Below are 22477 nucleotides of genomic sequence, written 5' to 3'. Positions count from 1 at the left end.
GTGACGGGCGTATCGTTGACGTAGACCACCGGTTGGCTTTGACCGGTTGAGCTTGCCCGGACTTGGGTGGCGGGTCGTTTGGCACTTCGTGCTGCACTCCGCCGTTTCCCCGACACCCGAGGTCTCATGACATCCGTCTTCCGTTCCCCGTTCCTTCGCTCAGCCGTCTTCGCCGGCACCGCCGCCGCCCTGATCGCCGTCACCGGGTGTGCCGCGACACCCGCTGCACCCCCGTCGTCCGCTGCGCCCGAGGCATCCGCCTACCCGCTCACAATCGACAACTGTGGCACAGAGGTCACATTCGAGAAGGCCCCGGAGAAGGTCCTGACCATCAAGTCGACCACCACCGAGATGCTCCTGGCGCTCGGGCTCGAGGACCACATCCTCGGCCGGGCGTTCCCTGACGGCCCGATTCCCGCTGACCTCGGCGGCGAGGACATCCCCGTGATCAGCGACAAGGTCCCCGGCCAGGAGGCCGTCCTCGACCTCGAACCCGACCTCGTCTACGCGGGATGGGAGTCGAACTTCTCCGCTGACGGCGCCGGCGACAGGGCCACCCTCGGCGACCTGGGCGTCAACACCTACGTGTCCCCTGCCGCATGCAAGGAAGCGGGTCGGCCGGACACACTCGCCTTCGACGACGTCTTCGACCAGATCACCGAGATGGGTGCCGTCTTCGGCGTCTCGGATGCCGCCGGCGAGCTCGTCGCCGACCAGCGCGCCGCGCTCGACGAGCTTCAGCAGGCAGACGACGTGAGTGCGCTCTGGTACTCGAGCGGTTCGGACACTCCGTACGTCGGTGCAGGCAGCGGTGCTCCCCAGATGATTCTGGATGCCGTCGGCATCACCAACATCGCGGCGGGGGTTGACGACTCGTGGACACCGTTCAACTGGGAAGCCGTCGTCGATGCCGACCCGGACGTGATCGTCCTCGTCGTCTCGGACTGGGGCAGCGCCGAGAAGAAGATCGACGTGCTCACCTCCAACCCGGCCACGGCGAAGCTCGACGCCGTCGTTCACAAGCGGTTCATCACCGTGCCCTTCGCTGCGACGGAGGCCGGCGTGCGGAACGTCGAGGCGGCACAGACCATCGCCGACCAGTTGGAGGCGCTCGGACTGTGACCACGGCGACAGCGGCTGAGACCCCGGCGACCCCGGCATCGCCGGGGCGCCGCGGACTGCGACGCGTGCCGACCAGCCTGCTCGTGGTCGTGCTGTCTGTGCTCGTGCTGCTGTCCATCGTGTTCGCCGTGACGTTCGGCCCCGCAGACATCCGTCCGGCGGAGGTCTGGGGGTCGATCCTCGGCCACCTCGGTCTCGACCCGACCCTCCTCGGCGGCGAGGTCCTCTCGCCGCTCCGCGACGGGATCGTGTGGGAGCTCAGGATGCCCCGTGTCCTCACCGCTGCGGCCGTCGGTGCCGGGCTCGCCCTCGCCGGAACGGTGATGCAGGCGATCACCCGCAACCCGCTCGCCGACCCGTACCTCCTCGGCTTGTCGTCCGGGGCATCCCTCGGCGCCGTCGCCGTCATCCTCCTCGGTCTCGGCGTGCTGCTTCCCGTCGCCGCGTTCGGCGGAGCGATCGTCGCCCTGCTCGGCACGCTTCTCCTCGCCGGGGCGTCAGGAACACTCACTCCCACGCGCACGGTCCTCGCCGGACTCGCCGTCTCGTCGTTCTTCGGCGCGCTCACCAGCCTCGTGATCTTCTGGTCGGCGACGGGTGACACCTACCGTGAGATCCTCAGCTGGCTGCTCGGTTCGCTCAGCGGAGCCCGCTGGCCTGCTGTGGCGATCGCGCTCGGCGCCTTGCTCATCGTCGGGATTCCGCTTCTGCTGACCGGGCGCACCCTCGACGCGTTCGCCTTCGGCGACAACGCGGCATCCGCCCTCGGAGTCAGCGTGAATTCGACCCGCTGGCTGCTGCTCACCGCGACCGCGCTGCTCACCGGCGCCATGGTCGCCGTGTCCGGCTCGATCGGATTCGTCGGGCTCATCCTGCCGCATGCGGTGCGGCTCGTCGTCGGGCAACGCAATCGCGTCGTGCTGCCGTTGTCGGTTCTCGCCGGGGCGATCTTCCTGATCTGGATCGACACAGGCGCCAGGACGCTGTTCGACCCGCGCGAACTGCCGGTCGGCATCCTCACCGCCGTCGTCGGCGCACCGGTGTTCGCCCTGCTCCTGCTCCGATCGAAGAGGATCTCGTGACGACGACAGACCGCAGCCTCGGCGACGCGGTGAGCCCGGCCCCGACGGAGACGTCCCCCGCGCTCGACGCCCGTCGGCTGTCGTTCTCGCGTGACGGCGTCCTCGTCATCGACGGCGTCGACGTTCAGCTGCCCGTCGGCTCGTTCGGCGCCGTCATCGGTCCGAACGGGGCCGGCAAGTCGACCCTGCTCCAGCTCCTCGTCGGCACCCTGCCCCTCGCGTCAGGTGCCGTGCTCTTCGACGGCGACGACCTGCTGGCGCTTCGCCGCCGCGATCGGGCGCGGATCGTGGCCCTGAGCGAACAGCACGGCGACGGTGACACCGGCCTGCGCGTCACGGATGTCGTCCTCCTCGGCCGCACCCCGCACATCGGCCGCTGGTCGGCTGAGGGACCTGACGACCGCCGGATCGTTTCCGACGCCCTCGCGGCCGTCGGAATGACCGCTTTCTCCGACCGCCCATTTGACACGCTGTCCGGCGGCGAGCGGCAGCGGGTGCACCTCGCTCGCGCCCTGGCTCAGGAACCGCGCCTGCTCCTCCTCGACGAACCGACCAACCACCTCGACGTGCGGGCCCAGCTGAGCCTGCTCTCTCTGGTTCGCGCGCAGACCGCTGCGGGGATCACGGCCGTTGCCGCCCTGCACGACCTCAATATCGCCGCCGCGTACGCCGACACGGTGATCGTGCTCAGCGCCGGCCGTGTCGTCGCGGCCGGACCCGCGGCATCCGTTCTCACCGGCGACCTGATCAGCGAGGTCTACGGGGTGCGGGCCGACGTCCTCGCCCACCCGCGAACCGGGCGGCCGCTGATCGCCTTCGACACGACCTGAGCGGGTTTCGGGAGGAGAATCAGGGGGTTGATCGACCTGTTGTCGACGGACCCTCGTTCTTTCCTCCCGAAACCTCGCGCCCCGCCTCGAACCCGGCTGCATACGCTTCATCGGTTCCCAGCCGGAACATGTCCTTCTCGGCGCTGCGGACGAGCGCGCGGGCTCCCGGGCCGTCGTCCTCTGTGAGCAGGTGAGGCAGCCCGCGAACCACGGCGACCGGGCGCCCTGACGCTTTGCCCTTCACGAGGTCTGCCGCACCGGCGAGCTCGTCGGCGACCGCCGGAAGCGTGACGGTCAGAGGCCGCCCTGACGCATCCGTCTGCCCACGGAGGTCGTCAACGACACGGATGCCCGCCGCTCCGATCGCGATGTCGGTCTGGCCGTCGCGCCACGGGCGGCCGACGGTGTCGCTGATGACGACGCCGACCGAGACTCCGAGTCGAGACCGCAGGCCGGCCCGCAGTGCGCGCGCGGAGGCATCCGGGTCGACGGGGAGCAGCAGCACGGTGCCGTCGGGAGTGTTGCTCGAGTCGACCCCAGCGGCCGCCATCACGAGGCCGAGCCGATTCTCGACGATCCGCGTCACCCCGTTCGGATGCTCGCGGCTCGCCACCACGCGCACGGTCTCGTCGGTGATCGCCTGTTCCCGGTCTGACGCGTCGATGCGCCTGCCCTCCGCCTTCGACACGATCTTGGAGGTGACGAGGAGGATGTCGCCGTCCTGCAGGTCGCCGCCGACGGCATCCGCCACGATCGCCGTGAGATCGTCACCCGCGTCGATCTCGCCGATGCCCTCAGGAGCCCAGATGCTCAGCACGGCTCAGCGCACCAGGGCGGGCAGCACGTCCCGGCCGAAAGTCTCGATCCACTCACGCTGGTTGCGTCCGACGTTGTGGAGGTAGATGCGGTCGAAGCCGAGGTCGGCGAACCGCTGGATGTGAGCCCTGTGTACGTCGGGATCTGAGGAGACGACCATCCTGCCGTCGAAGTCCTCCGGCCGGACCATCTTCGCCATCTGCTCGAACTCGAACGGTGAACGGATGTCACCCTTGGGGAACTTCATGCCTCCGTTCGGCCACTCGACGAGGGCGTTGCGCATGGCTTCCTCGTCCGTCGGTGCCCAGGACAGGTGCAACTGCAGCACCTTCGGCATCGTCGACGGGTCGCGGCCCGCCTCACGCGCCCCTTCGCCGAACCGTCCGAAGAGCATCGAGATCTTCTCGAGCGGGGCGCCGACGGTGATCAGTCCGTCGACGTGCTTGCCCGCACGTCTTGCGGTGACCGGCCCAGCAGTGGCCACGAGGATCTCGGGCGCGACCTCGGGCATGGTCCACAACCTCGTGGATTCCAGTTTGAAGAACTGGCCGCTGTGCTTCACGTCGCGGCCGGCGAGAGATGCGGCGAAGAGTTTCTTGATGATGTCGACGGCCTCGAACATGCGGTTGATCCGTTCGGGCGCCTCGGGCCAGTACTGCCCGACGATGTGTTCGTTGAGCGCCTCACCCGAACCGAGCCCGAGCCAGTGCCTGCCCGGGTACATCGCGGCGAGCGTCGCGGATGCCTGGGCGACCATCGCAGGATGCCAGCGAAAGGTCGGCGCGGTGACGCCGGGCCCGAAGTCGCCTGTGGTCCGTTCGCCGAGGGCGGCGAGCACACTCCAGACGAACGACGACTGGCCCTGCTGCGGCACCCACGGCTGGAAGTGGTCTGCCGCCATCACCCCGCTGAAGCCGTGCTGCTCGGCGAAAGCGCTGAGGGCGACGGCCTCCTGCGGCGCGAACTGCTCGAGCATGGCTGCGTAGCCGATCGAAAGTGAACCCATTCCCCCATCTTGGCGCACCTCGGCGTCACCTGACCGTCCTTCTGGCGTCGCCGGTGTCGGATAGCGTGGAGTCCATGCGTATCGCCACCTGGAACGTCAACTCGATCCGAGCCCGTGTGACCCGTACCGTCGATTGGATGGTCCGCGAGGACGTCGACGTGCTCGCCATGCAGGAGATCAAGTGCAAGCCGGAGCAGTTCCCGCTCGAGGCGTTCGAGGAGGCCGGCTACGAGGTGGCCGTCCACGGGCTCAACCAGTGGAACGGCGTCGCCATCGCGAGCCGCCTGCCGATGACGGATGTCGTCACCCAGTTCACCGACATGCCCGGATTCCTCAAGGGCCAGGAAGGGCCTGGGCTCCCGCTCGAGGCCCGCGCTCTCGGCGCCACGGTCAACGGCGTCAGGCTGTGGAGCCTGTACGTGCCCAACGGCCGCTCCCTCGACGACCCTCACTACGTCTACAAGCTCGACTGGCTGACCCGGCTGAAGGCGGATGCCGCAGCCTGGCTGGCCGCGAACCCCGGCGTCCCGTTCGCGCTCATGGGCGATTTCAACGTCGCTCCTTTCGATGCGGACATGGGCGACCCGAGCGTCGTTCCCGGCCTGTCGACCCACGTCTCGCAGCCGGAGCGCGACGCCCTGGCCGCATTCGGCGACATCGGGCTCACCGATGTCGTGCGGCCGATCGTGCCTGACGGCTTCACCTACTGGGACTACAAGCAGCTCCGTTTCCCCCGCAACGAGGGCATGCGCATCGACTTCATCCTCGGCTCTCCCGACTTCGCGAGCCTGGTGACGGATGCCTCCATCCACCGCAACGAACGCAAGGGCGAGGCGCCGAGCGACCACGTGCCCGTCCTCGTCGACCTCGATCTCGCGACCGAGGACGACGACGACCGCCCGATGATCTTCTAGGGACTCGTCACCACGGCGAACCCGCCAGACTTGACTGTGACGGTGGCCGTACCGGAGATCGTGTACTTCGCGATGAGCTTGCCGCCGGAGTCGTAGTTCCGCAGTGTGCCCGCTTTTCCGCCGGCGTTCATCGTGACGCGCTGGGGCAGGACGGCGGAGGAGTGCGCCAGCTCGGTGCGACCGGCCTCACCGGTGAAGACGAGCCGCCCGACGACGGGACGCACGATGAGCGCATCGAGCGCGACCGCGCCTGTCAGCGATGTGACGGACACGGTGGACAGCTTCGCCGGAACCGGGATCGGGAGCGGCTGGGGCAGCAGCGCCCCAGGCACGGCGGTGACGCCCTGCGCACCGACGCTGTGCTTGAGCACACCGAGCGGCAACACACCGCTTCGCCACAGCGATCTGGCCTTTCCGTCCTGCGCGGAGAACACGACAGGCTCGATCAGCCGGGCACCCGTTGCAGAAGGCAGGCGGAACGTGGCGGTCTCGCCGCGCGTCAGTTCGAGGTATCCGGTGCCGGAGTACTCGGACTCGCCTGTCCACTTCGACTCAGGGACGACGACCGATCCGGTCGTGACCGCCGTCGTCTCGGCTTCGACAACGGTGAGGCCGGAGCGGGAACCGACGGTGTTCACTCCAGTGGCGCGCTTGGCGACATCCGGATTCGCGTCGAGGGCGAGCATGGAGAGCAGGCCATGGATGGTGCTCTCAGCTCCGCTGTTGCGGTTGATGTCACCGTTCGCCTCGACACCGTCGTAGGTCACTCCGGTGTCCGGGTTGTAGATGGCTTCACCGGAGGCGTTGGTTCCGAAGTACCAGCTCCCGACCAGGGCTGCCAGTTCCTTCAGGCCGGGGAGTGTCGCCGCCGCGGCCACACCGAGCAGTGACTGGAGCCGCGAGTCCACGCCGTAGGCGATCTGGCTCTCGTTGATGGGCGTCGGGAGCCACGCGTTGTCCGGCCCGCCTGCCGTCAGCAGGATGGGATCGAAGACGGCCGAATCGGCGATGGCCGGGGTCAGCAGCTTGGGCTGGCGGAGGGTGGTGGATGCGGCGGCGAGCGCAGCAGGCATCTGCGTGCCCCACGCGTGCCAGTTCGTTCGCGATTCAGCCCAGGGCAGGATCGCACCGTACGGCCAGGTCTTCGCGTTCCCAGCCCCCATCTTCGAGATGCCTTCGGCGAGCTTCGCGAGGGTGTCGCGTGCCGCGGCATCCTCAGGGGCCGCCGTCGAGTACGCGGCGAGGCCGAGGACCGCTTCAGCACTGGCATCCGCACCGTTGGTGATCAGCCACGAGGGGAGCTTGACACCGTCGACGACGTGGTAGGTGCCGTAGGTGTCGAGCACCTGGCGCTGGACGGCTGCGACGCTGAGCTTCATCCGCTCCTGCAGGAACGAGGCGAAGTCGGCGTCGACGTCACGGAATGCGGCATAGCCTTCGCCGAGCGCCCACAGGGTCCTCGCGACCCAATAGCTCTCCGCGGAGTCGGACGGGTCAGGGAGTTCGACCGGCTCAGCACTCGGGTTCAGGGTTCCGTCATCCTGCATCCAGAGCACGACGTTGCCGGCGTTCGGACCGGTCGCCGTCTGGAGGTAGGCGACGGAGCGGAGGAGTTCGTACGCCTTCTCTTTCGACGTTCCGTCTCCGAACTGCTTCCAGTGCCTGAGGTACACGACCGCCGTCCTGGTGACGTCGTCGGCGTTGTACGCGCCCTGTCCCCAGTGGCCGGTCGCGGGATCGAGCGCCCCTCCACCGACCCGCTGGAACGTTCCGCCTTCCCTGGCGTCGGCATAGGTCCACGGCATCACCAGGTCCGGCTCTTCAGCCAGGCGGTACGTCGTGTGTTCTGCCGTGGACGCCGGGGCGACCTCGTCGAGGAGGAAGTCGAGGTGGGCGAGGTTGGTCAGTGGCGCAGGGGCGGCGACTGCCGGGGCAGCAAGTCCGAGGGTTCCGAGCGCGAGGACGGCAGCGGTCAGCCCCCCGACGATCCGGTGGCGTGTTCCTGTGAGCATCAGGCCATTCCTCTCACTCGCGTCCCTGCGAGTGCAGGTCAGCTTACGCTTTCAAGCTGGGCGGCGCCGATTTTCGAGTCAGCCATCCCGTAGAACACGAAGTACTTGCCGTCGATCTCTTCGATCGCCGTGGGAAAGACGACGTTCGGAACGATGCCGCTCTTCTCCTCCTCGGTCTCGGCAGCCAGCAGCGGCTCCTGGGTGCGGGCGAGCACCTTCCACGGTTCGTCGGCGTCGAGGATCATGCCGCCGGCCGCGTAGTTGACGTTCTGCTGCTGGTCGAACGCGCGGGCGAGCACACCGGTCACTCCGTGGTGCAGGAGCAGCCAGCCTTCCGGCACGCGGAGCGGTGCAGGGCCTCCGCCGACCTTGACCTCTTCGAAAGCAAACTCCGGCCCGGCAAGGAAGCGGTGGCCGCGCCAGAAGGTGAGCGAACGGATGTCGCGAGCGACGTCATCGACGTGGACGAAGCTGATCCACATGCTCTGCCTCGTGTCTTCGATCCCGGCGGGGACGCGGATGCCCTGACCGGGCTTGACCTCGTCCAGGTCCCACATCGGGCGGTGCAAAACGGCGTAGCTCTTCACCCCGTCGGGTCCGGTGACGGCTTCGGGGAAGAAGACCGTGTCCTTGTTGTGGAACAGGTTCAGGTCCATGTCCAGGGCGTCCTCGTATTCGAACAGGACCGGCCCGAGCCTGGTCCACTCCCTGAGATCCGGTGAGGTGGCGAGCGCGCTGCGCGGGCCGAGTGGGCCGTACGCCACGTAGGTCATGACGTGCAGGCCGAGGTCGGCGATCCAGGTTATGCGCGGATCCTCCACTCCGGCGTTTCCGACGCCTCGCTCCCAGCCGCGGTCCGGGGCGAGCACGACGCCCTCCCGTTCGACCGAAACCGGGATGCCGTCTTCGACGACGACCTTCGCCAGGCCGACGCGGGAGATGTTCCCCGTCTCGACCATCCGGGGCAGCAGGTAGAGCTCGCCGTCCGGCCCGCGGCCCGAGCCGGGGTTGAGCACACCTTCGGCCTCGAGCTCGTTGCCGGGCTCCGGCGTCATGACGACGCCGACCCGGGTGAGCTTGTAGGGGAAGGGGGAGGTGGAGACTGACATTGTTAACCTTTCACGCCGGACCCGATGTCCGTGGAGATGAAGAACCGCTGGCCGAGGATGAACAGCACGACGACCGGAGCGGCGAGCACGACAGCGCCGGCCAGCATCGCGCCGAACGGGTTGGCCGTCGACGACGCGATCGTCGAGATGTAGTTGGCGAGGGAAACCGCCAGGGGCTGGAGGCTCGCCTCCTTGGTGATGAGGAACGGCCAGAGGAACTCGTTCCACGGGCCGATGAAGGTGAGGAGCACGACGGTGACCAGAGCAGGCTTCACGAGGGGAATCGCCACCTGCAAAAGGAGCCGAACCTCGCCGGCCCCGTCGATCCGGGCAGCATCGAACAGTTCCTTCGGCACCTGCAGGAAGTACTGCCTGAAGATGATGACCGCCGTGGAGTTGATGAGGAACGGCAGAATCATTCCGAGATGGGTGTCTCCCAGTCCGTAGTCCCGCGCGATCAGCACGTAGAGCGGGACCATGAGCAGCTGGAACGGGACGACCTGCACGAGGAGCGCCAGGGCGAACGTCGTTCCCCGGCCTTTCCACTGCAGCACGGCGAGGGAGTAGCCCGCCAGCATCCCGAACACGACCGTGCCCAGCACGACGGCGCCGGCGAAAATTCCCGAGTTGAGCAGACCCGAGAACAGGTTGATCCGCTCGTTGATCGCGACGTAATTCTCCCCGGTGATGTTTGCGGGGTTCGGGAAGACCCCCGCGAGTGACGTGTCAGGGTTTGTCTGCAGCGACCCGATCAGCATGTAGTAGAACGGGAAGAGGAACACCAACGCTCCGAGGGCAAGAACGACGCTACGGAGCGCCGACTGACCCCTGGTGAGCTGGCCGGGGACCCGGTGTTGTCTGGCCATCACTGGTCCTTTCCGCCGGCGAACCGGTTCTGCAGTAGGGCGAGGACGAGCACGACGATGACGAGGATGACGCCGATTGCTGCGGCGAAGCCGGGCTTCCCCTGCTGGAGACCTTGCTGATAGATGATGAGGACCGGAGATGTGGACGCTCCGTTCGGGCCGCCGCCGCCGGTCAGGAGGTACGGCTCGGTGAAGAGGTTGGCACCGGTGACCGTTGCGAGCAGGAGAACCAGCACGGTGGCCGGTCGCACCCCGGGCACGGTGACGGAGAAGAACGATCGAATCGCGCCGGCGCCATCAGTTGACGCCGATTCGTAGAGCTCGTTCGGCACGTTCTGCAGCGCGGCGAGGTACAGCAGGATAAAGAGTCCGAGTTGCTTCCATGTCACGAAGAGAGCGATGGTCGGCATCGCGAGGTCCGGGTTGATCAGCCAGGAGGGATCTGGTGCCAGCGGCCCGAGGAGGGTGTTCACGAGTCCGCCGCCGCTGAAGAGGAACATCCACACGGCCACGACAGCGACACTGGCAGTGACGTAGGGAACGTAGTAGCTCACCCGGTAGAAGGTGCGGAGATGCACGACCTTGTTGAGGGCAGTGGCGAGCACCAACGACAGAACCACCGTCAGTGGCACGTTGATGATCAGGAAGACCCCGACGTTTTTGAAGGACTGAAGCACGGACGGATCTGTCAGCGCGGCGACGTAGTTGTCCAGGCCGACGAACGGCCGGTCGACGACGGCGCCGGGGGCTGAGAAGAAGTAGTCGTGCAGCGACATGTAGATCGCGAAGATCAGCGGCCACGCGAAGATCAGCACGATGAAGACCAGGTACGGCGCGCTCAGCAGCCACCCGAGCGGGTGCTTGCCGAGCACGCGTTGCGTGACGGGCCGCCGGCGCCGCCCCGCGCCCGCCGTTCCGCGGGGGGTGGTAGCCCCCGCGGAACGGTCCAGCGTTTCGGATGACATCGTCTATCCCTGTGACGCCAGTTCGGTGACCTTGTCAGCCGCGCCCTTCAGCGCTTCCTCGAGGTCGCCTTCGCCGGCGATGACGGCCTTGGTGTATGCGTCGCGGATGACCTGCAGCATCTCAACGGTGTTGCTGCCGCCCGGCACCTCGATCGTGCGGGAGGCCTGGTCGCCGAACGTCGTGTAGGCCGGGTTCGCCTCGAAGTAGTCGGCGTAGACCTCAGGCAGGTCCTGGCGCAGTGGCATCTGGCCGGTCAGCTCGAGGAGCTGTCCGTCCTGCTCCTCGCTCGTGGAGAACTTCAGCACGTCCCAGGCGGTTGCCTGGTTCTTGCAGGCCGAGTACAGACCGACGTTCTTGGCGTCGCTGAACGTGTAGGTCTCCTCCGGCGCGATGCCGTCCTTGGTCGGAACAGGCACTGAACCCCAGTTCAGATCCTTGTACACCGAGACGGCCCACGGGCCGACGATGGCCATGGAGGCGTATCCGTCGGCGAACGCGTCACCCTGGTGCTGCTCCTTGCCTGCAAGCCCGCCGTCGTAGAGCGACTTCCAGAAGGTGGCGGCTTCGAGGCCCTCTTCGCCGGCGAATGTCGCCTTGCCGTCCTCGACGATGCCGGTTCCGCCGCTTTCAGCTGCGTAGGTCGGCACGAAGTCGAACAGCGTCTGGAAGAACTCGCTTGTCGGAGCCGGGTTGATGGCGAACGGAGACACACCGGCGTCGACGAGTGTCTTCGATGTGGCCAGGAACTCGTCGTAGGTGGCGAGCTTCGGGTTCTCCGGGTCGAGCCCGGCTGCCGCGAACAGGTCCTTGTTGTAGAAGATCATGACGGGGTTCGACTTCCACGGCATCTGGAAGTAGCCGCCGTCAGGCGACTTGTACTGCTCGGCGGAGTCACCGCTGCGCTCTTCGATGTAGTCGGCGCCGTCTTCGAACGACTCGAGGTCGACGAGACCGCCCTGCTTCTGGAACTGGCCGACTGCAGCCGGTGCGGTGTTGTAGATGAGGCAGGGTGCTGTGCCTGCGGTGATGGACGCTCCGATGACTTCCTCGCTCGACTTTCCGGCGGGGATTTCCTGGCCCTTGATCTGCTCGTCCGGGTTTTCCGCATTCCAGGCTTCGATCATGGCTTTGGCCCATTTGACCTCGAACTCGTTGTTCGAGTACCAGACGGTGATGTCACCGCGGGAGGTCAGGGCGTCGGTCTTGGCCGCGCCTCCTCCTGAGCACGCGGTGAGCGCCAGTAGTGCGACGGCCGCGGCCGCGGTCGCGGTGACGAGAGTGCGTCGATGCACGGTTTTCTCCTTAACTGTGTGCGGCAACGGTGCCGCGTTCTGATGGTGGGGGGCTGGTGGAAGCGCGCACGAGGAGTGCCGCCGGTGGGAGCTCGACACTCTCGGCTTCGCCCGAGGCGATGAGTTCGAGGAGAGTACGGGCTGCGACCCTGCCCCACTCGACAGGGTCGCTCGTGATCGTGGTGAGGGCCGGGAAGACGTAACCCGAGATGTCCGTGCCGTCGAACCCGGTGATGGACAGGTCGTCTGGGACGCGGAGGCCACGCTGCTGGGCGACACCGAGTCCCGCGATGGCCATCGGGTCGTTGGCGAAGACGATCCCGGTCGGAGGGTTCGCCTCGTCGAGGAGCCGCCTCGTGGCATCCGCCCCTTCCGAGGCGGAGAAGTCCGTCTCGATGACGAGCGAGGAGTCGAGTCCTGCCTCGCGCATGGCCTCGTCGAACGAGCTTCTGCGACGTCCTCCGTGCATCATGTGGGGGTCGCCTGCCACGTGGCCGATACGGGTGTGTCCGAGCGAGACGAGGTGCTCGACAGCGGCGGCGATCCCGTGGGTGTCGTCCACCTCCACCGAGGGGATCGAGACACCGGGTCCCGGCCGACCGAGGGCGACGGCGGGGAGTCCGAGTTCTGTCAGCAGAGCGAACCGCTCGTCGTTCTTGCGGAGGTCGGTGAGGAAGACGCCGTCGACACGGTTGTCGCCGGCGAGGGTGCGATAACTCCGCAGTTCTGCGTCCGCGTCAGGGACGACGCTGAGGACGAGTGCTCGTCCCTCATCGGCCAGGACGGATTCGACTCCGGCGATGAAGGCCGGGAAGAAGGGGTCGGCGCTGATCACTTCGGCTTTGCGGCGGATGACGAGGCCGAGTGCGAAGGAGGTGCTCGTGGACAGTGACCGGGCACTCAGGCTCGGACGCCAGCCGAGGTCGCCTGCCACCTGAAGGATGCGTTTCCGTGTTTCAGGCGAGACACCCGGCTTGTCGTTGAGGGCGAAGGAGACGAGGCCCTTGCTCACTCCGGCTGTGCGCGCGACATCCGTGATGGTCGGCTTGCGAGCAGCCATGTCGCCTCCGCACTGAGGTAAAGGTGGACCGAAGCGGTCTTAACCGGTTTAGGTCAAAACTATACCGGTTTAGTCGCGGGGTCAAGGAAATTGTCTGATTCCTCACTCCTCCACAACGGACCGGGTTTCGGAAACTATCTACAACCAGCCCTTTCACCCCGGAAATGTCGCGCCAATGTCGGTGGTGGCCGGGAGAATGGACGCATGGAAGAGCTCCACGACCCGCCGGCTGAGGCGTACGACGACGATGGTTTCGTCGAGTCGCCGCTCAGCGGCCTGCGGGCGGAGCTGTGCAGTTCGATCGTCGACCAGGTCGCGAAGCTGCAGTCCAGCGAAGCCTTGCTGAAGGCATGGCAGATGGAGCTGATTGACGACGCCCGCCTCCTCTCCGAAGCGACCGAACGCGGGGTCCTCACCGTCGACACAACACTCTCCGCGACGCAGCGGCAGGAGATGGCGCGCCGGTCGCTGGTGGCCGAGTTGGCGTGTGCGTTACGGATGCCAGAGGTCACGGTGATCCGGATGGTCACCGACAGTGAAGCGTTGATCCACCGGTTGCCTGGCACGATGGATGCGTTGCGGGCTGGGGAGATCTCCTACCGGCACGCTCAGGTGCTCGTCGACCAGACCACCACGCTCAGCCCTCAGGCTGCCTTGGCGGTGGAGGAGCAGGCGTTGCCGTTCGCCCGCACCCTGACCGTGTCGAAGTTCACGGCGAAAGCCCGCCAGGTGCGGGAGCAGCTGGATCCGGAGTCGATCACCGCCCGAGTGGCGAAATCCACGACCGATCGCCGGTTGGAGTTCCAGCCCGCCCCGGACGGGATGGCGTGGCTGAACCTCTACACGACCGCACCCCAAGCAACATCGATCTACGCCACCGTCCGTGACCGGGCCGTGGCGTTGAAGAACCCGGCCGAACCGCGAACCCTGACCCAGCTCACCGCCGACGTCTGCACCGACGCCCTCTCCGCAGCGTTGTCCGGAGAACTCACGCCCAGCTCGGCCGGAGTGCCCGGAAATGCCGGTGTCGGATCGCCGGCTTCGAGGTCGACCTCGACTCCGACATCGACCTCGACCTCGACTCCGGACGCGGCCGTCGGGTCCGGGTTCGGGGCCGACCCCGCCAGTGCGTTCCGTCGGATCCGTCCCACCGTCACGGTCACCGTCCCGGCCCTCACCCTCCTCGGCCTCACCAACGAACCGGGCACACTCGAGGGTTATGGGCCGATCGACCCGGACACCGCACGCTTGCTCGCGGGCCAGTCGAACACCTGGTTCCGGATGCTCACCGACCCGAAATCCGGAGCACCACTCGCCCTGGATTCGACAACGTACCGGCCGTCGAAATCTATGAAACGGTTCCTCGCCTACCGGGATGGAACCTGTCGGTTCCCGGGCTGCAACCGGGCGGCCCGGCACTGCGACATCGACCACACCACCGCGTTCGCGTTCGGTGGCCCGACCGAGTGCGAGAACCTGTCCCACCTCTGCCCGAAACACCACCGGCTGAAACACCAGACCACCTGGCACACCAGGCAGCTCGGCAACGGCGTCCAGGAGTGGACCTCCCCAGGAGGCCACAGCTACGTCACCCAACCCGAGGTCCTGCTCACCACCCCAGACCCGCCGCCGCAGTTTGCTGAACCGTACACATCGCAGCCGCCGAAGGCGCTGCGAAGTAGCCCAACCGACGTGCAGCCGCCGAAGGCGCTGCCGAGCCGGCCGCCGAAGGCGCGGCGAGTCAGTCCAACCGACCAGCAGCCGCGGAACGCGCTGCCCCCGCCGAACCCAGACGATCAGCCACCGTTCTGACGCACGGTTGCACATCCGGAGCTCGCGGTCGACAAGAGGGATGGATGAGTGTTTTCGGGGTGTCGAGTTATGAGGCGTGAGGCCAGGGGCGTCACCCGGGCGTCATGATCCGCGCGGCTCGGCGCCCCTGGCCTCACGCCTCATTGTTTGAGCTGAGGAGAAAATTCTCATCCAGCCCGACACCCCAGCCCGACACCCCAGCCAGACACCCCAGCCCCTGCACCCCCGCACGACCGAAACCGATACCCGCCCGAAGCCAGGTCAGTGCAGGAGCAACGAGGCAACGAGCAGCACTCCGACGGAGCCGATGGTGGTCAGCAGGATCGTATCCCTCGCAACGAGTTCACCACGGTTGTACCTCTGGGCGTAGTTGAAGACGTTCTGCGCAGTGGGGAGCCCCGCAAGCACGACGATCGCGAACAGCTCCTCCCCGGTGATGCCGAAGATGTACTGGCCGATCAACCACGCCGCGACCGGCATGATCGCGAGTTTGATCGTCGTCGCGAGCACCACGTCACGTCTGCCTGCTCCCGGCTCGAGAACCTTCGTCCCATGCAGTGACATGCCGTAGCTGATCAGGATCATCGGCACGGCCGCTGCGCCGATGAGATGGAACGGCTCCATCACCGGTGCGGGGATCTCCAGCCCCGTGACCGACACGAGCAGCCCGAGCAGCGAACCGATGATGATCGGATTCCTGAACGGCTGGCTGAGGACCCGGCCGACGGATGCCTTCCCTCCCGTGCCCAGGTCGAGAAGTGTCAGGGCGATCGGGGTGAAGACAAGCAGCTGGAGCAGGACGACCGGGGCCGAATACGCGGCATCCCCGAGCACGTACACGGCTACCGGGATACCGATGTTGTTCGCATTCACGTAACCGGACGCCAGTGCTCCGATCGTGGCGTCGGGAAGCGAACGGCGCCAGATCAGGCCGGCGATAGCGAGAAACACGACGAAGGCGACGACCGCAGCAAGGAGGGACACCACGAGCAGCGGGGAGAACAGCCGTTCGACCTCGGCGTCGGCAAGCACCGTGAACAGGAGGAACGGCGAGAGCACGAAGAAGACCATGCGCGCGAGCACCGGCTGGGCCGTCGGCCCGAGGAGGTTCACCCGGCCGACGATGTAGCCGACGGCGATGATGACGCCGATGACGCCGAAACCCGTGAGGACGCCAGACATCTGCCCAGTCTGACAGGTCGTTGGTGCGCATTCCGCCAGAAGTACCTCCGCTCTATAGCTGTGCCGCCCACGCCTCGCTAGTCTCGAACCATGCCCCACGTCGACGTGCCGGGAGCCCGGCTGTACTACGAAACCGAAGGTCACGCTTCAGGAGAGCCACTCCTTCTGATCCACGCGGGAATCGCGACGCTGAGGATGTGGGACCCACTCATCGAGGCCCTGGCCGCCGACCACTACGTCATCAGGTACGACACCCGCGGGTTCGGGCAGACAAGCTGCGAGGCATCCGGTTTCTCCAACCGCGACGACGCGAGGGCCATCCTCGATCACCTCGGTGTCGCCGGCGCCACGCTCATCGGCGCCTCACGCGGCGGCCGGATCGCCCTGGACGTTGCCGTGGAGACACCGGAGCGCGTCACCGGGATCGTCACGATCGGCTCGGGCCCAGGCGGATTCCCCGAAGTTGAGCTCACCGACCAGGAGGAGTCGCTCTGCACCGACCTCGACGCCGCCTGGGAGGCGCGGGACTACCACAAGATGATCGACCTCGAGACAAAACTGTGGGCCATCGGGCCGCTGCGCGACGAGGAGGACCTCGAGCAGGACTTCGTCAGGACGGCGTATGCCCTTGGGCGCGCCAACCTGCACCATCAGTCGCCCGAAGAGCACGCGGCGGATGAGCTCGAGCCCCCGGCGTACGACCGCGTCGTCGACCTCGACATCCCGGCCCTCGTCACCGTCGGCGAGTTCGACATCACCCCGGCACTCGTGCAGTTCGAATACCTGGCTGCGACGATCCCCGGCGCGACAAGGCACCTCTTCACGGATGCCGCCCACCTGCCCAGCGTGGAACATCCGGACGAATTCCTGGCCGTCGTGTCGCCCTGGCTGGCCCAGAACAGTCTGTGACAGGGACCCGTCAACGTTTCGACTGCGTGACCACCTCGTACGCGGCGAGCGCGGCGCGGCGCGTCTCGGCGAGATCGACAATCGGCTGCGGGTAGGAATCCGTTCCCCACTCGGGCACATTCTGCCTGATGTACTCGCCCTGCGGGTCGAACTTCTTCGCCTGCAGTTCCGGGTTGAAGATTCGGAAGTACGGGGCGGCGTCCGCCCCTGAACCGGCGACCCACTGCCAGTTGAACGCGTTGCTGGCCGCGTCGGCATCGACGAGCGTGTCCCAGAACCACTGCTCGCCGAGGCGCCAGTCGATGAGCAGGTTCTTGGTGAGGAACGACGCGACGACCATCCGCACCCGGTTGTGCATGCTGCCGGTGCGCCAGAGTTCACGCATGCCCGCATCGACGATCGGGATGCCGGTCTCGCCTCGTTGCCAGGCCTCCAGCGCGGCACGGTCAAGCGGTGGCCACGGGAACGCGTCGAACTCGCGCCTCCAGTTGACCGTTGCGAGGTCGGGGGCGGCGAACAGCACGTGCGAGCAGAATTCACGCCAGCCGAGTTCCGTGAGGAACCGGGTGGCACCTTCGGCGCGACGGCCGGTTGCTCCCCTGCGGGCGGCGTCGGCTTCGTGCAGGACCCTGTGCGGGCTGATCTCGCCCCAGCGCAGGTGAGGTGACAGACGGGACGTCGCCTGCTGGGCGGGAAGGTCGCGTTCCTCGGCGTAGCCGTCGAGGTTGTCGGCCAGGAACGTCTCCAGCAACCGGTGGGCGGATGCTTCGCCCGGCTGCCAGGCCTCCCTTAGGCCGCCTGCCCAGTCCGGGCGGCTCGGTTCGAGACCCCAGTCGTCGATGTCGTCGGCGACGGCATCACCTGTCCAGCCGTGGATGGCTTCGGGCGCGTCGACGGGGGCTCGCGGTGGTGGCGCGGCCTGGCAGGCCCGCCAGAACGGCGTGAACACCGAGTACGGCGTGCCCTGTCCGGTCGCGATGGTCCACGGTTCGTACAACAGCGACCCGGCGAAACTCGACACCTCGAGTCCGGCGTCGCGGAGCCGCGTCTTGATGCCGGCGTCGACCGTGCGTTCCGCCTGGCCGTACCTGCGATTCCAGAACACGGCTCCAGCATCCGTCTCCTCGACAAGGCCGACGAGGACCGCCTCCGCGGGTCCGCGACGCAGGATCAGGCGCACTCCGGCAGCCGCGAGGTCGGCGGTCAGGGAGGTGAGGCTCTGGTGCAGCCACCACCGTGCGGCTCCGCCGTGGGGGCGGATGCCGTCGGATTCCTCGTCGAGCACGAAGACGGCGACAACGGGTCCGCCGCGTTCGACGGCGGCGGTGAGCGCGGGATTGTCGTCGAGCCTGAGGTCGTCGCGGAACCAGACGACGGAGGGTGTCACAGCCATTTGTTCTTCTTGAAGACGATGTAGAGGGTGATGCCCATCCCGGCCATCAGGCTGAGCGCGAACGGATACCCCCACAGCCAGTTCAGTTCGGGCATGTAGGTGAAGTTCATCCCGTACACGGTGCCGATCAGGGTCGGGGCGAACAGGATGGCCGCCCAGCTCGAGATCTTCTTGACCTGCTCGCTCTGCGCATAGCTGGCTTCGGACAACCGCCTCGTCTCCTCGTTCTGGCGCTGGCCGACGAGGGCACTGTTCACGGTGAGGGCGTTCTGCAGAACCGCGCGGAAGGAATCCGCCCGCTCGACGACCCGGAGGACGTGGTCGTGCACGTCGCGGAGGTACCGGCGGAGTTCGAGGTCCACGTCATACTTCTCGAAGCCCGAGGCGAGTGCCTCGAAGATCCCGACCAGCGGTTTCGTCGCCCGCTGGAATTCGATCACTTCCCGGCTGAGCGCGTAGATGCGTTTCGATGACTCCCTGCCCTCGGCGAACAGGGCGTCGTCGATCTCGTCGATGTCGTTCTGCAGGCCGGCGATGACCGGGACGTAACCGTCGACGATCTCGTCGAGCACAGCGTAGAGGACCGATTCGGGACCGAGCGAAAGCAGCCGGGCGTCGCCCTCGAGTCGTTTGCGGATCGCACCGATGTCCGGTGTTTCCGAATGCCGGACGGTGATGGCGAAGTCGGGTCCGATGATGACGTGGACCTCGCCGAACTCCAGGCGCTCCTCGGCGTCGAGGTAGCGGGCCGCCTTGAACACGGCGAAGAGCGTGTCGGCGTAGCGCTCGATCTTGGGCCGCTGGTGGCCGGACAGCGCGTCTTCGACCATGAGGTCGTGCAGGCCGAATTCGGCGGCGACCGAGTGGAGTTCGGCTTTATCCGGTCGGTACAGGCCGATCCAGGCCATGCCCTTCTTCTCGTGCAGCACCTCGTAGGTGTCGTCGAGGCTCGGCGGGGTCGCCACGCGTTCGCCCCGGACGTACACCGCATTGTCTACGACGACCATGTTCACGCTCCCTGCTGCTCATTCGTCCTGCCGCGCCAGTGTTACACAGTGTTGCAGCCGGGACGACACCGGGGCTGACCCGTCACTAACGTGGGGAGACCTGCCCTCGACATTCCTCCGGGAGTCCCGTATGCCATCTTCCAGCACCGCACCGGCTCTCTCCGGCACCGCGCGCGCTGTGTCTGGGACGACGGATGCCGCATACACGGTCGAGTTCGCGGCCGTCGGCCGCTCCTTCCCCGGCGAGGGCGGCACGGCGCGCCAGGTGCTCCGCGACGTCTCGATCGCTGTGGAGCCCGGCGAGGTCCTCGCGATCCTCGGTACGAGCGGTTGCGGAAAGTCCACCCTGCTGCGGATCGCAGGCGGGCTCGATTCCGCATCGACCGGCCAGGTCCTGATCGACGGCCAGCCGGTCGCCGACTTCGACGACCGCACGGCGGTCGGCTTCCAGGAGCCGCGGCTCCTGCCGTGGCGGAGCGTCACAGACAACGTCGCCCTCGGACTGCCCCGCGGCACTCCGAAGGCCGACGGAGCAGACCGGGTCCGCGAGCTGATCGAACTCGTCGGGCTGACCGACTTCGCCGGCCACCGCCCTCGCGAGATCTCCGGGGGAATGGCGCAGCGCACATCCCTCGCGAGGGCACTGGCCAGGAACCCTGGCGTCCTGCTGCTCGATGAACCGTTCGGCGCCCTCGACGCGCTGACCCGCCTGAAGATGCAGGACCTGCTCCTCGACGTCCACTCCGCTGCACCGACGACCGTCCTCCTCGTGACCCACGACGTCGACGAAGCCCTCCAGCTCGCCGACCGGATCATCCTGCTCGGCCGGGAAGACGGAGTCGACGGGTCATCGATCGTCCAGGAGATCGTCGTTCCCGGTCGTCGACCCCGCGACAGGGGTTCGGCCGAACTGGCAGAGCTTCGCGGCCGACTGCTCGCCGGCCTCGGCATCGACCGCCACGGCGATGTCCGCGGCGTGGAGTCGACGAAGAACGTCCCGCACTTCCCGTACTGATCACAGCACCCAGCACCCAGCATCCAGCACCCAGCAAAGGACCTCACCATGATTCGTAAGCGACTCTCCGCCGCGGCACTCGTCGCAGGCGTCGCCGCTCTTCTTCTCACCGGTTGCGTCGCCGGCGAGAACGCCGCACCGGAGGCTGAGTCCTCCGGCTCCGGAAACGACACCGTCACCGAGGGCGGCGCGCTCAACATCGACTTCGCCACCTACAACCCGCTCTCCCTCATCATCAAGGAGAAGGGCTGGCTCGAAGACGCCCTCGCAGACCAGGACGTGACCGTCAACTGGGTCCAGTCGGCCGGCTCCAACAAGGCCAACGAGGCGCTCCGCGCGAACGCCATCGACGTCGGCTCGACCGCGGGCTCCGCGGCGCTGCTCGCCAGGTCCAACGACTCGCCGATCCAGGTCATCAGCCTCTACTCGCAGCCGGAATGGTCGGCCCTCGTCGTCGGTCCCGAGTCCACGATCACGGATGTCGCCGAGCTCAAGGGCAAGACGATCGCAGCGACCAAGGGCACCGATCCGTACTTCTTCCTGCTGCAGGCGCTCGAGGAAGCCGGACTGAGCCAGACCGACGTCACGATCGAGAACCTCCAGCACGCCGACGGCTGGGCTGCATTGCAGAACGGTTCGGTCGACGCCTGGTCGGGTCTCGACCCGATCATGGCCGGCGCGGAGCAGGCGGGCGCCAAGCTCATCTACCGCAATGTCGACTTCAACAGCTACGGCTTCCTCAACGCCACCGAGGCGTTCCTCACCGAGAAGCCAGACCTGGCACAGGCCGTCGTGAACGCCTACGAACACGCTCGGGTCTGGGCTGCGGAGAACCCCGAGGAGACCGCAGAGATCCTCGCGGATGTCGCCGGTCTCGACATCGAGGTCGCCACGCGCGTCATCGACGAACGCTCCAACCTCGATGTCGACCCGATCCCCGGCAGCGCCCAGCGCGACGTGCTCGAGATCATCGGCCCGATCTTCGTCGAATCCGGTGACGTCGCGACTCAGGCACAGGTCGACGAAGCGCTCGACTCGATCATCAACGACGAGTTCGCGAAGCAGGCAGACGCCGACGCCATCGGCTAGCCGCACGGGCGGGGCCGGATACTCCGGCCCCGCCTCCCCCGTCCCTCCCACTTCCCAGGACTGAGAATGAGCCGAAACGACAACCTCACGACGAGCGACCGGGCCCGAACAGGCCTCGTCTCGTCGACCGGCCTGGAGAGCCAGCAGCCGGTGGCGGTGCGTGCAAGGCCCGGGGTCGTCGCTTCCACCGAAGCCGCCGATCAGGCATCCGATCGCGCCGCGGGCCGCGTCCCCCTGACCAGGAGGACCTGGTTCAGGATCGTCGGCGGCGCGATCATCCCGATTCTCATCCTCGTCGTGTGGCAGACCGTCACCTCCCTCGGACTCGTCTCCGTCTCGCAACTGCCGTCCCCTGAGATGGTGTGGCAGTCCGCCGTCGACCTCGTGCAACGCGGCCTCCTCGGGCAGTACATCGCGATCTCGACCCAGCGTGTTCTCATCGGATTCCTCATCGGTGCGGCACTCGGCCTCGTGTTCGGAGCCATCGTCGGGCTGTCGCGCCTCGGCGACATCCTGTTCTCCCCCGTCCTCGGCGCGATCCGCGCCGTGCCGTCGCTCGCCTGGATCCCGCTCCTGATCCTGTGGTTCAAGATCGGCGAAGAGTCGAAAATCATCCTCATCGTGATCGGCGCGTTCTTCCCCGTCTACACGACGGTCTCTGCAGCGCTGAGGCACGTCGACAGGCAGCTCGTCGAGGCCGGACGCGCCTTCGGACTGAACGGCACCCGCCTGTTCACGACCGTCCAGCTTCCTGCCGTGCTCCCCTCCGTCGTCTCCGGCTTGCGCCTCGCCCTCGCCCAGGCCTGGCTGTTCCTGGTCGCCGCCGAACTGATCGCCTCATCGATGGGGCTGGGGTTCCTGCTCACGGATTCGCAGAACAACGGCCGCATCGACAGGATCTTCCTGGCCATCCTCCTGCTCGCCATCCTCGGCAAGCTCACCGATTCACTGGTGGGCGTGTTCGAGCGCTGGGTCAACCGGCGCTGGGCGTAGCA

General features: G+C 67.0%; 20 protein-coding genes. 9 read left to right on the top strand and 11 right to left on the bottom strand.

What is annotated here, in order from left to right; translation table 11 throughout:
- Window positions 1-126 precede the first annotated feature (126 nt).
- From AC1M2K_RS08605 to AC1M2K_RS08595, 3 genes are read left to right on the top strand one after another with little or no spacing between them, the layout of a single operon-like run.
- Window positions 127-1122, top strand: coding sequence for a putative F420-0 ABC transporter substrate-binding protein (locus AC1M2K_RS08605; RefSeq protein ID WP_480240646.1), 996 nt, complete (start codon window positions 127-129; stop codon window positions 1120-1122).
- Window positions 1119-2204, top strand: a complete 1086-nt coding sequence (locus tag AC1M2K_RS08600; protein ID WP_480240645.1) for a putative F420-0 ABC transporter permease subunit — start codon at window positions 1119-1121, stop codon at window positions 2202-2204. Before AC1M2K_RS08605 ends, AC1M2K_RS08600 begins: the two co-directional genes overlap by 4 nt.
- Window positions 2201-3034, top strand: a complete 834-nt coding sequence (locus AC1M2K_RS08595; RefSeq protein WP_480240644.1) for an ABC transporter ATP-binding protein — start codon at window positions 2201-2203, stop codon at window positions 3032-3034. Before AC1M2K_RS08600 ends, AC1M2K_RS08595 begins: the two co-directional genes overlap by 4 nt.
- A gap of 19 nt (window positions 3035-3053) precedes the next feature.
- Here the strand turns inward: AC1M2K_RS08595 and AC1M2K_RS08590 are convergent, their stop codons facing one another.
- Window positions 3054-3851: a coenzyme F420-0:L-glutamate ligase gene (locus AC1M2K_RS08590; protein WP_480240643.1), complete on the bottom strand. Its 798-nt coding sequence runs from the start codon at window positions 3849-3851 to the stop codon at window positions 3054-3056.
- Window positions 3852-3854: 3 nt separating this feature from the next.
- Window positions 3855-4856, bottom strand: a complete 1002-nt coding sequence (locus AC1M2K_RS08585; RefSeq protein ID WP_480239151.1) for a TIGR03557 family F420-dependent LLM class oxidoreductase — start codon at window positions 4854-4856, stop codon at window positions 3855-3857.
- Between the two features lie 74 nt (window positions 4857-4930).
- Between AC1M2K_RS08585 and AC1M2K_RS08580 the strand changes: the two genes are divergently transcribed.
- Window positions 4931-5770 (top strand): exodeoxyribonuclease III, encoded by an 840-nt coding sequence (locus AC1M2K_RS08580; RefSeq protein ID WP_480239152.1) that lies wholly within the window; start codon window positions 4931-4933, stop codon window positions 5768-5770.
- On the opposite strand, the gene AC1M2K_RS08575 is transcribed toward AC1M2K_RS08580, so the two are convergent.
- Genes AC1M2K_RS08575 through AC1M2K_RS08550 form a run of 6 tightly spaced genes read right to left on the bottom strand, consistent with a single transcriptional unit; the run spans window position 5767 to window position 13075 of the window.
- Window positions 5767-7782: a hypothetical protein gene (locus AC1M2K_RS08575; protein ID WP_480240642.1), complete on the bottom strand. Its 2016-nt coding sequence runs from the start codon at window positions 7780-7782 to the stop codon at window positions 5767-5769. The genes AC1M2K_RS08580 and AC1M2K_RS08575 overlap by 4 nt on opposite strands.
- Window positions 7783-7820: 38 nt before the next feature.
- The gene (locus AC1M2K_RS08570) at window positions 7821-8891 is read right to left on the bottom strand and encodes a glycoside hydrolase family 130 protein (protein ID WP_480240641.1); all 1071 of its coding nucleotides are present in this window, start codon (window positions 8889-8891) and stop codon (window positions 7821-7823) included.
- A gap of 2 nt (window positions 8892-8893) precedes the next feature.
- Complete coding sequence (locus tag AC1M2K_RS08565) at window positions 8894-9757, bottom strand: carbohydrate ABC transporter permease (RefSeq protein ID WP_480240640.1); 864 nt, start codon at window positions 9755-9757, stop codon at window positions 8894-8896.
- Window positions 9757-10722 carry a carbohydrate ABC transporter permease gene (locus AC1M2K_RS08560; RefSeq protein WP_480240639.1) on the bottom strand — a complete coding sequence of 322 codons (966 nt, stop codon included), beginning with the start codon at window positions 10720-10722 and terminating at the stop codon, window positions 9757-9759. Before AC1M2K_RS08560 ends, AC1M2K_RS08565 begins: the two co-directional genes overlap by 1 nt.
- A 3-nt stretch (window positions 10723-10725) precedes the next feature.
- Window positions 10726-12015 (bottom strand): extracellular solute-binding protein, encoded by a 1290-nt coding sequence (locus AC1M2K_RS08555; protein WP_480240638.1) that lies wholly within the window; start codon window positions 12013-12015, stop codon window positions 10726-10728.
- A gap of 10 nt (window positions 12016-12025) precedes the next feature.
- Window positions 12026-13075 (bottom strand): LacI family DNA-binding transcriptional regulator, encoded by a 1050-nt coding sequence (locus tag AC1M2K_RS08550; protein ID WP_480239158.1) that lies wholly within the window; start codon window positions 13073-13075, stop codon window positions 12026-12028.
- 204 nt (window positions 13076-13279) lie between these two features.
- Here AC1M2K_RS08550 and AC1M2K_RS08545 point away from each other — a divergent pair, with 204 nt between their 5' ends.
- Complete coding sequence (locus AC1M2K_RS08545; RefSeq protein WP_480240637.1) at window positions 13280-14887, top strand: HNH endonuclease signature motif containing protein; 1608 nt, start codon at window positions 13280-13282, stop codon at window positions 14885-14887.
- 261 nt (window positions 14888-15148) lie between these two features.
- Here the strand turns inward: AC1M2K_RS08545 and AC1M2K_RS08540 are convergent, their stop codons facing one another.
- Window positions 15149-16069 carry an AEC family transporter gene (locus AC1M2K_RS08540; RefSeq protein ID WP_480240636.1) on the bottom strand — a complete coding sequence of 307 codons (921 nt, stop codon included), beginning with the start codon at window positions 16067-16069 and terminating at the stop codon, window positions 15149-15151.
- Between the two features lie 90 nt (window positions 16070-16159).
- On the opposite strand from AC1M2K_RS08540, the gene AC1M2K_RS08535 reads away from it, so the two are divergent.
- Window positions 16160-16978 carry an alpha/beta fold hydrolase gene (locus AC1M2K_RS08535; protein ID WP_480240635.1) on the top strand — a complete coding sequence of 273 codons (819 nt, stop codon included), beginning with the start codon at window positions 16160-16162 and terminating at the stop codon, window positions 16976-16978.
- Between the two features lie 10 nt (window positions 16979-16988).
- Here AC1M2K_RS08535 and AC1M2K_RS08530 read toward each other — a convergent pair whose 3' ends face one another.
- Both AC1M2K_RS08530 and AC1M2K_RS08525 read right to left on the bottom strand, forming a co-directional pair.
- Window positions 16989-18371 (bottom strand): cryptochrome/photolyase family protein, encoded by a 1383-nt coding sequence (locus tag AC1M2K_RS08530; RefSeq protein ID WP_480240634.1) that lies wholly within the window; start codon window positions 18369-18371, stop codon window positions 16989-16991.
- Complete coding sequence (locus AC1M2K_RS08525; protein WP_480240633.1) at window positions 18362-19378, bottom strand: magnesium and cobalt transport protein CorA; 1017 nt, start codon at window positions 19376-19378, stop codon at window positions 18362-18364. Before AC1M2K_RS08525 ends, AC1M2K_RS08530 begins: the two co-directional genes overlap by 10 nt.
- Window positions 19379-19508: 130 nt before the next feature.
- Between AC1M2K_RS08525 and AC1M2K_RS08520 the strand changes: the two genes are divergently transcribed.
- The 3 genes from AC1M2K_RS08520 (at window position 19509) to AC1M2K_RS08510 (ending at window position 22475) form a co-directional block, all read left to right on the top strand.
- On the top strand, window positions 19509-20393 hold the full coding sequence (locus AC1M2K_RS08520; protein WP_480240632.1) for an ABC transporter ATP-binding protein: 885 nt from the start codon (window positions 19509-19511) through the stop codon (window positions 20391-20393).
- Window positions 20394-20441: 48 nt separating this feature from the next.
- Entirely contained in the window at window positions 20442-21482 is a 1041-nt protein-coding gene (locus AC1M2K_RS08515; RefSeq protein ID WP_480240631.1) for an aliphatic sulfonate ABC transporter substrate-binding protein, read from the top strand.
- Window positions 21483-21548: 66 nt separating this feature from the next.
- A complete protein-coding gene (locus tag AC1M2K_RS08510; RefSeq protein ID WP_480240630.1) occupies window positions 21549-22475 on the top strand; it encodes an ABC transporter permease in 927 nt (308 codons plus the stop codon).
- The last annotated feature ends 2 nt before the right edge of the window (window positions 22476-22477 follow it).

Source organism: Mycetocola sp. Y171, from assembly GCF_056713165.1.
This window is presented reverse-complemented; position numbering and strand designations above follow the sequence as displayed.

What these genes read in the sequence shown, in the direction of transcription:
- AC1M2K_RS08535 (WP_480240635.1), top strand. Translation starts at nt 16,160, where the DNA reads ATGCCCCACGTCGACGTGCCGGGAGCCCGGCTGTACTACGAAACCGAA.
- AC1M2K_RS08545 (WP_480240637.1), top strand. Translation starts at nt 13,280, where the DNA reads ATGGAAGAGCTCCACGACCCGCCGGCTGAGGCGTACGACGACGATGGT.
- AC1M2K_RS08550 (WP_480239158.1), bottom strand. Translation starts at nt 13,075, where the DNA reads ATGGCTGCTCGCAAGCCGACCATCACGGATGTCGCGCGCACAGCCGGA.
- AC1M2K_RS08520 (WP_480240632.1), top strand. Translation starts at nt 19,509, where the DNA reads ATGCCATCTTCCAGCACCGCACCGGCTCTCTCCGGCACCGCGCGCGCT.
- AC1M2K_RS08570 (WP_480240641.1), bottom strand. Translation starts at nt 8,891, where the DNA reads ATGTCAGTCTCCACCTCCCCCTTCCCCTACAAGCTCACCCGGGTCGGC.
- AC1M2K_RS08540 (WP_480240636.1), bottom strand. Translation starts at nt 16,069, where the DNA reads ATGTCTGGCGTCCTCACGGGTTTCGGCGTCATCGGCGTCATCATCGCC.
- AC1M2K_RS08580 (WP_480239152.1), top strand. Translation starts at nt 4,931, where the DNA reads ATGCGTATCGCCACCTGGAACGTCAACTCGATCCGAGCCCGTGTGACC.
- AC1M2K_RS08560 (WP_480240639.1), bottom strand. Translation starts at nt 10,722, where the DNA reads ATGTCATCCGAAACGCTGGACCGTTCCGCGGGGGCTACCACCCCCCGC.
- AC1M2K_RS08605 (WP_480240646.1), top strand. Translation starts at nt 127, where the DNA reads ATGACATCCGTCTTCCGTTCCCCGTTCCTTCGCTCAGCCGTCTTCGCC.
- AC1M2K_RS08565 (WP_480240640.1), bottom strand. Translation starts at nt 9,757, where the DNA reads ATGGCCAGACAACACCGGGTCCCCGGCCAGCTCACCAGGGGTCAGTCG.
- AC1M2K_RS08585 (WP_480239151.1), bottom strand. Translation starts at nt 4,856, where the DNA reads ATGGGTTCACTTTCGATCGGCTACGCAGCCATGCTCGAGCAGTTCGCG.
- AC1M2K_RS08530 (WP_480240634.1), bottom strand. Translation starts at nt 18,371, where the DNA reads ATGGCTGTGACACCCTCCGTCGTCTGGTTCCGCGACGACCTCAGGCTC.
- AC1M2K_RS08575 (WP_480240642.1), bottom strand. Translation starts at nt 7,782, where the DNA reads ATGCTCACAGGAACACGCCACCGGATCGTCGGGGGGCTGACCGCTGCC.
- AC1M2K_RS08525 (WP_480240633.1), bottom strand. Translation starts at nt 19,378, where the DNA reads ATGGTCGTCGTAGACAATGCGGTGTACGTCCGGGGCGAACGCGTGGCG.
- AC1M2K_RS08515 (WP_480240631.1), top strand. Translation starts at nt 20,442, where the DNA reads ATGATTCGTAAGCGACTCTCCGCCGCGGCACTCGTCGCAGGCGTCGCC.
- AC1M2K_RS08510 (WP_480240630.1), top strand. Translation starts at nt 21,549, where the DNA reads ATGAGCCGAAACGACAACCTCACGACGAGCGACCGGGCCCGAACAGGC.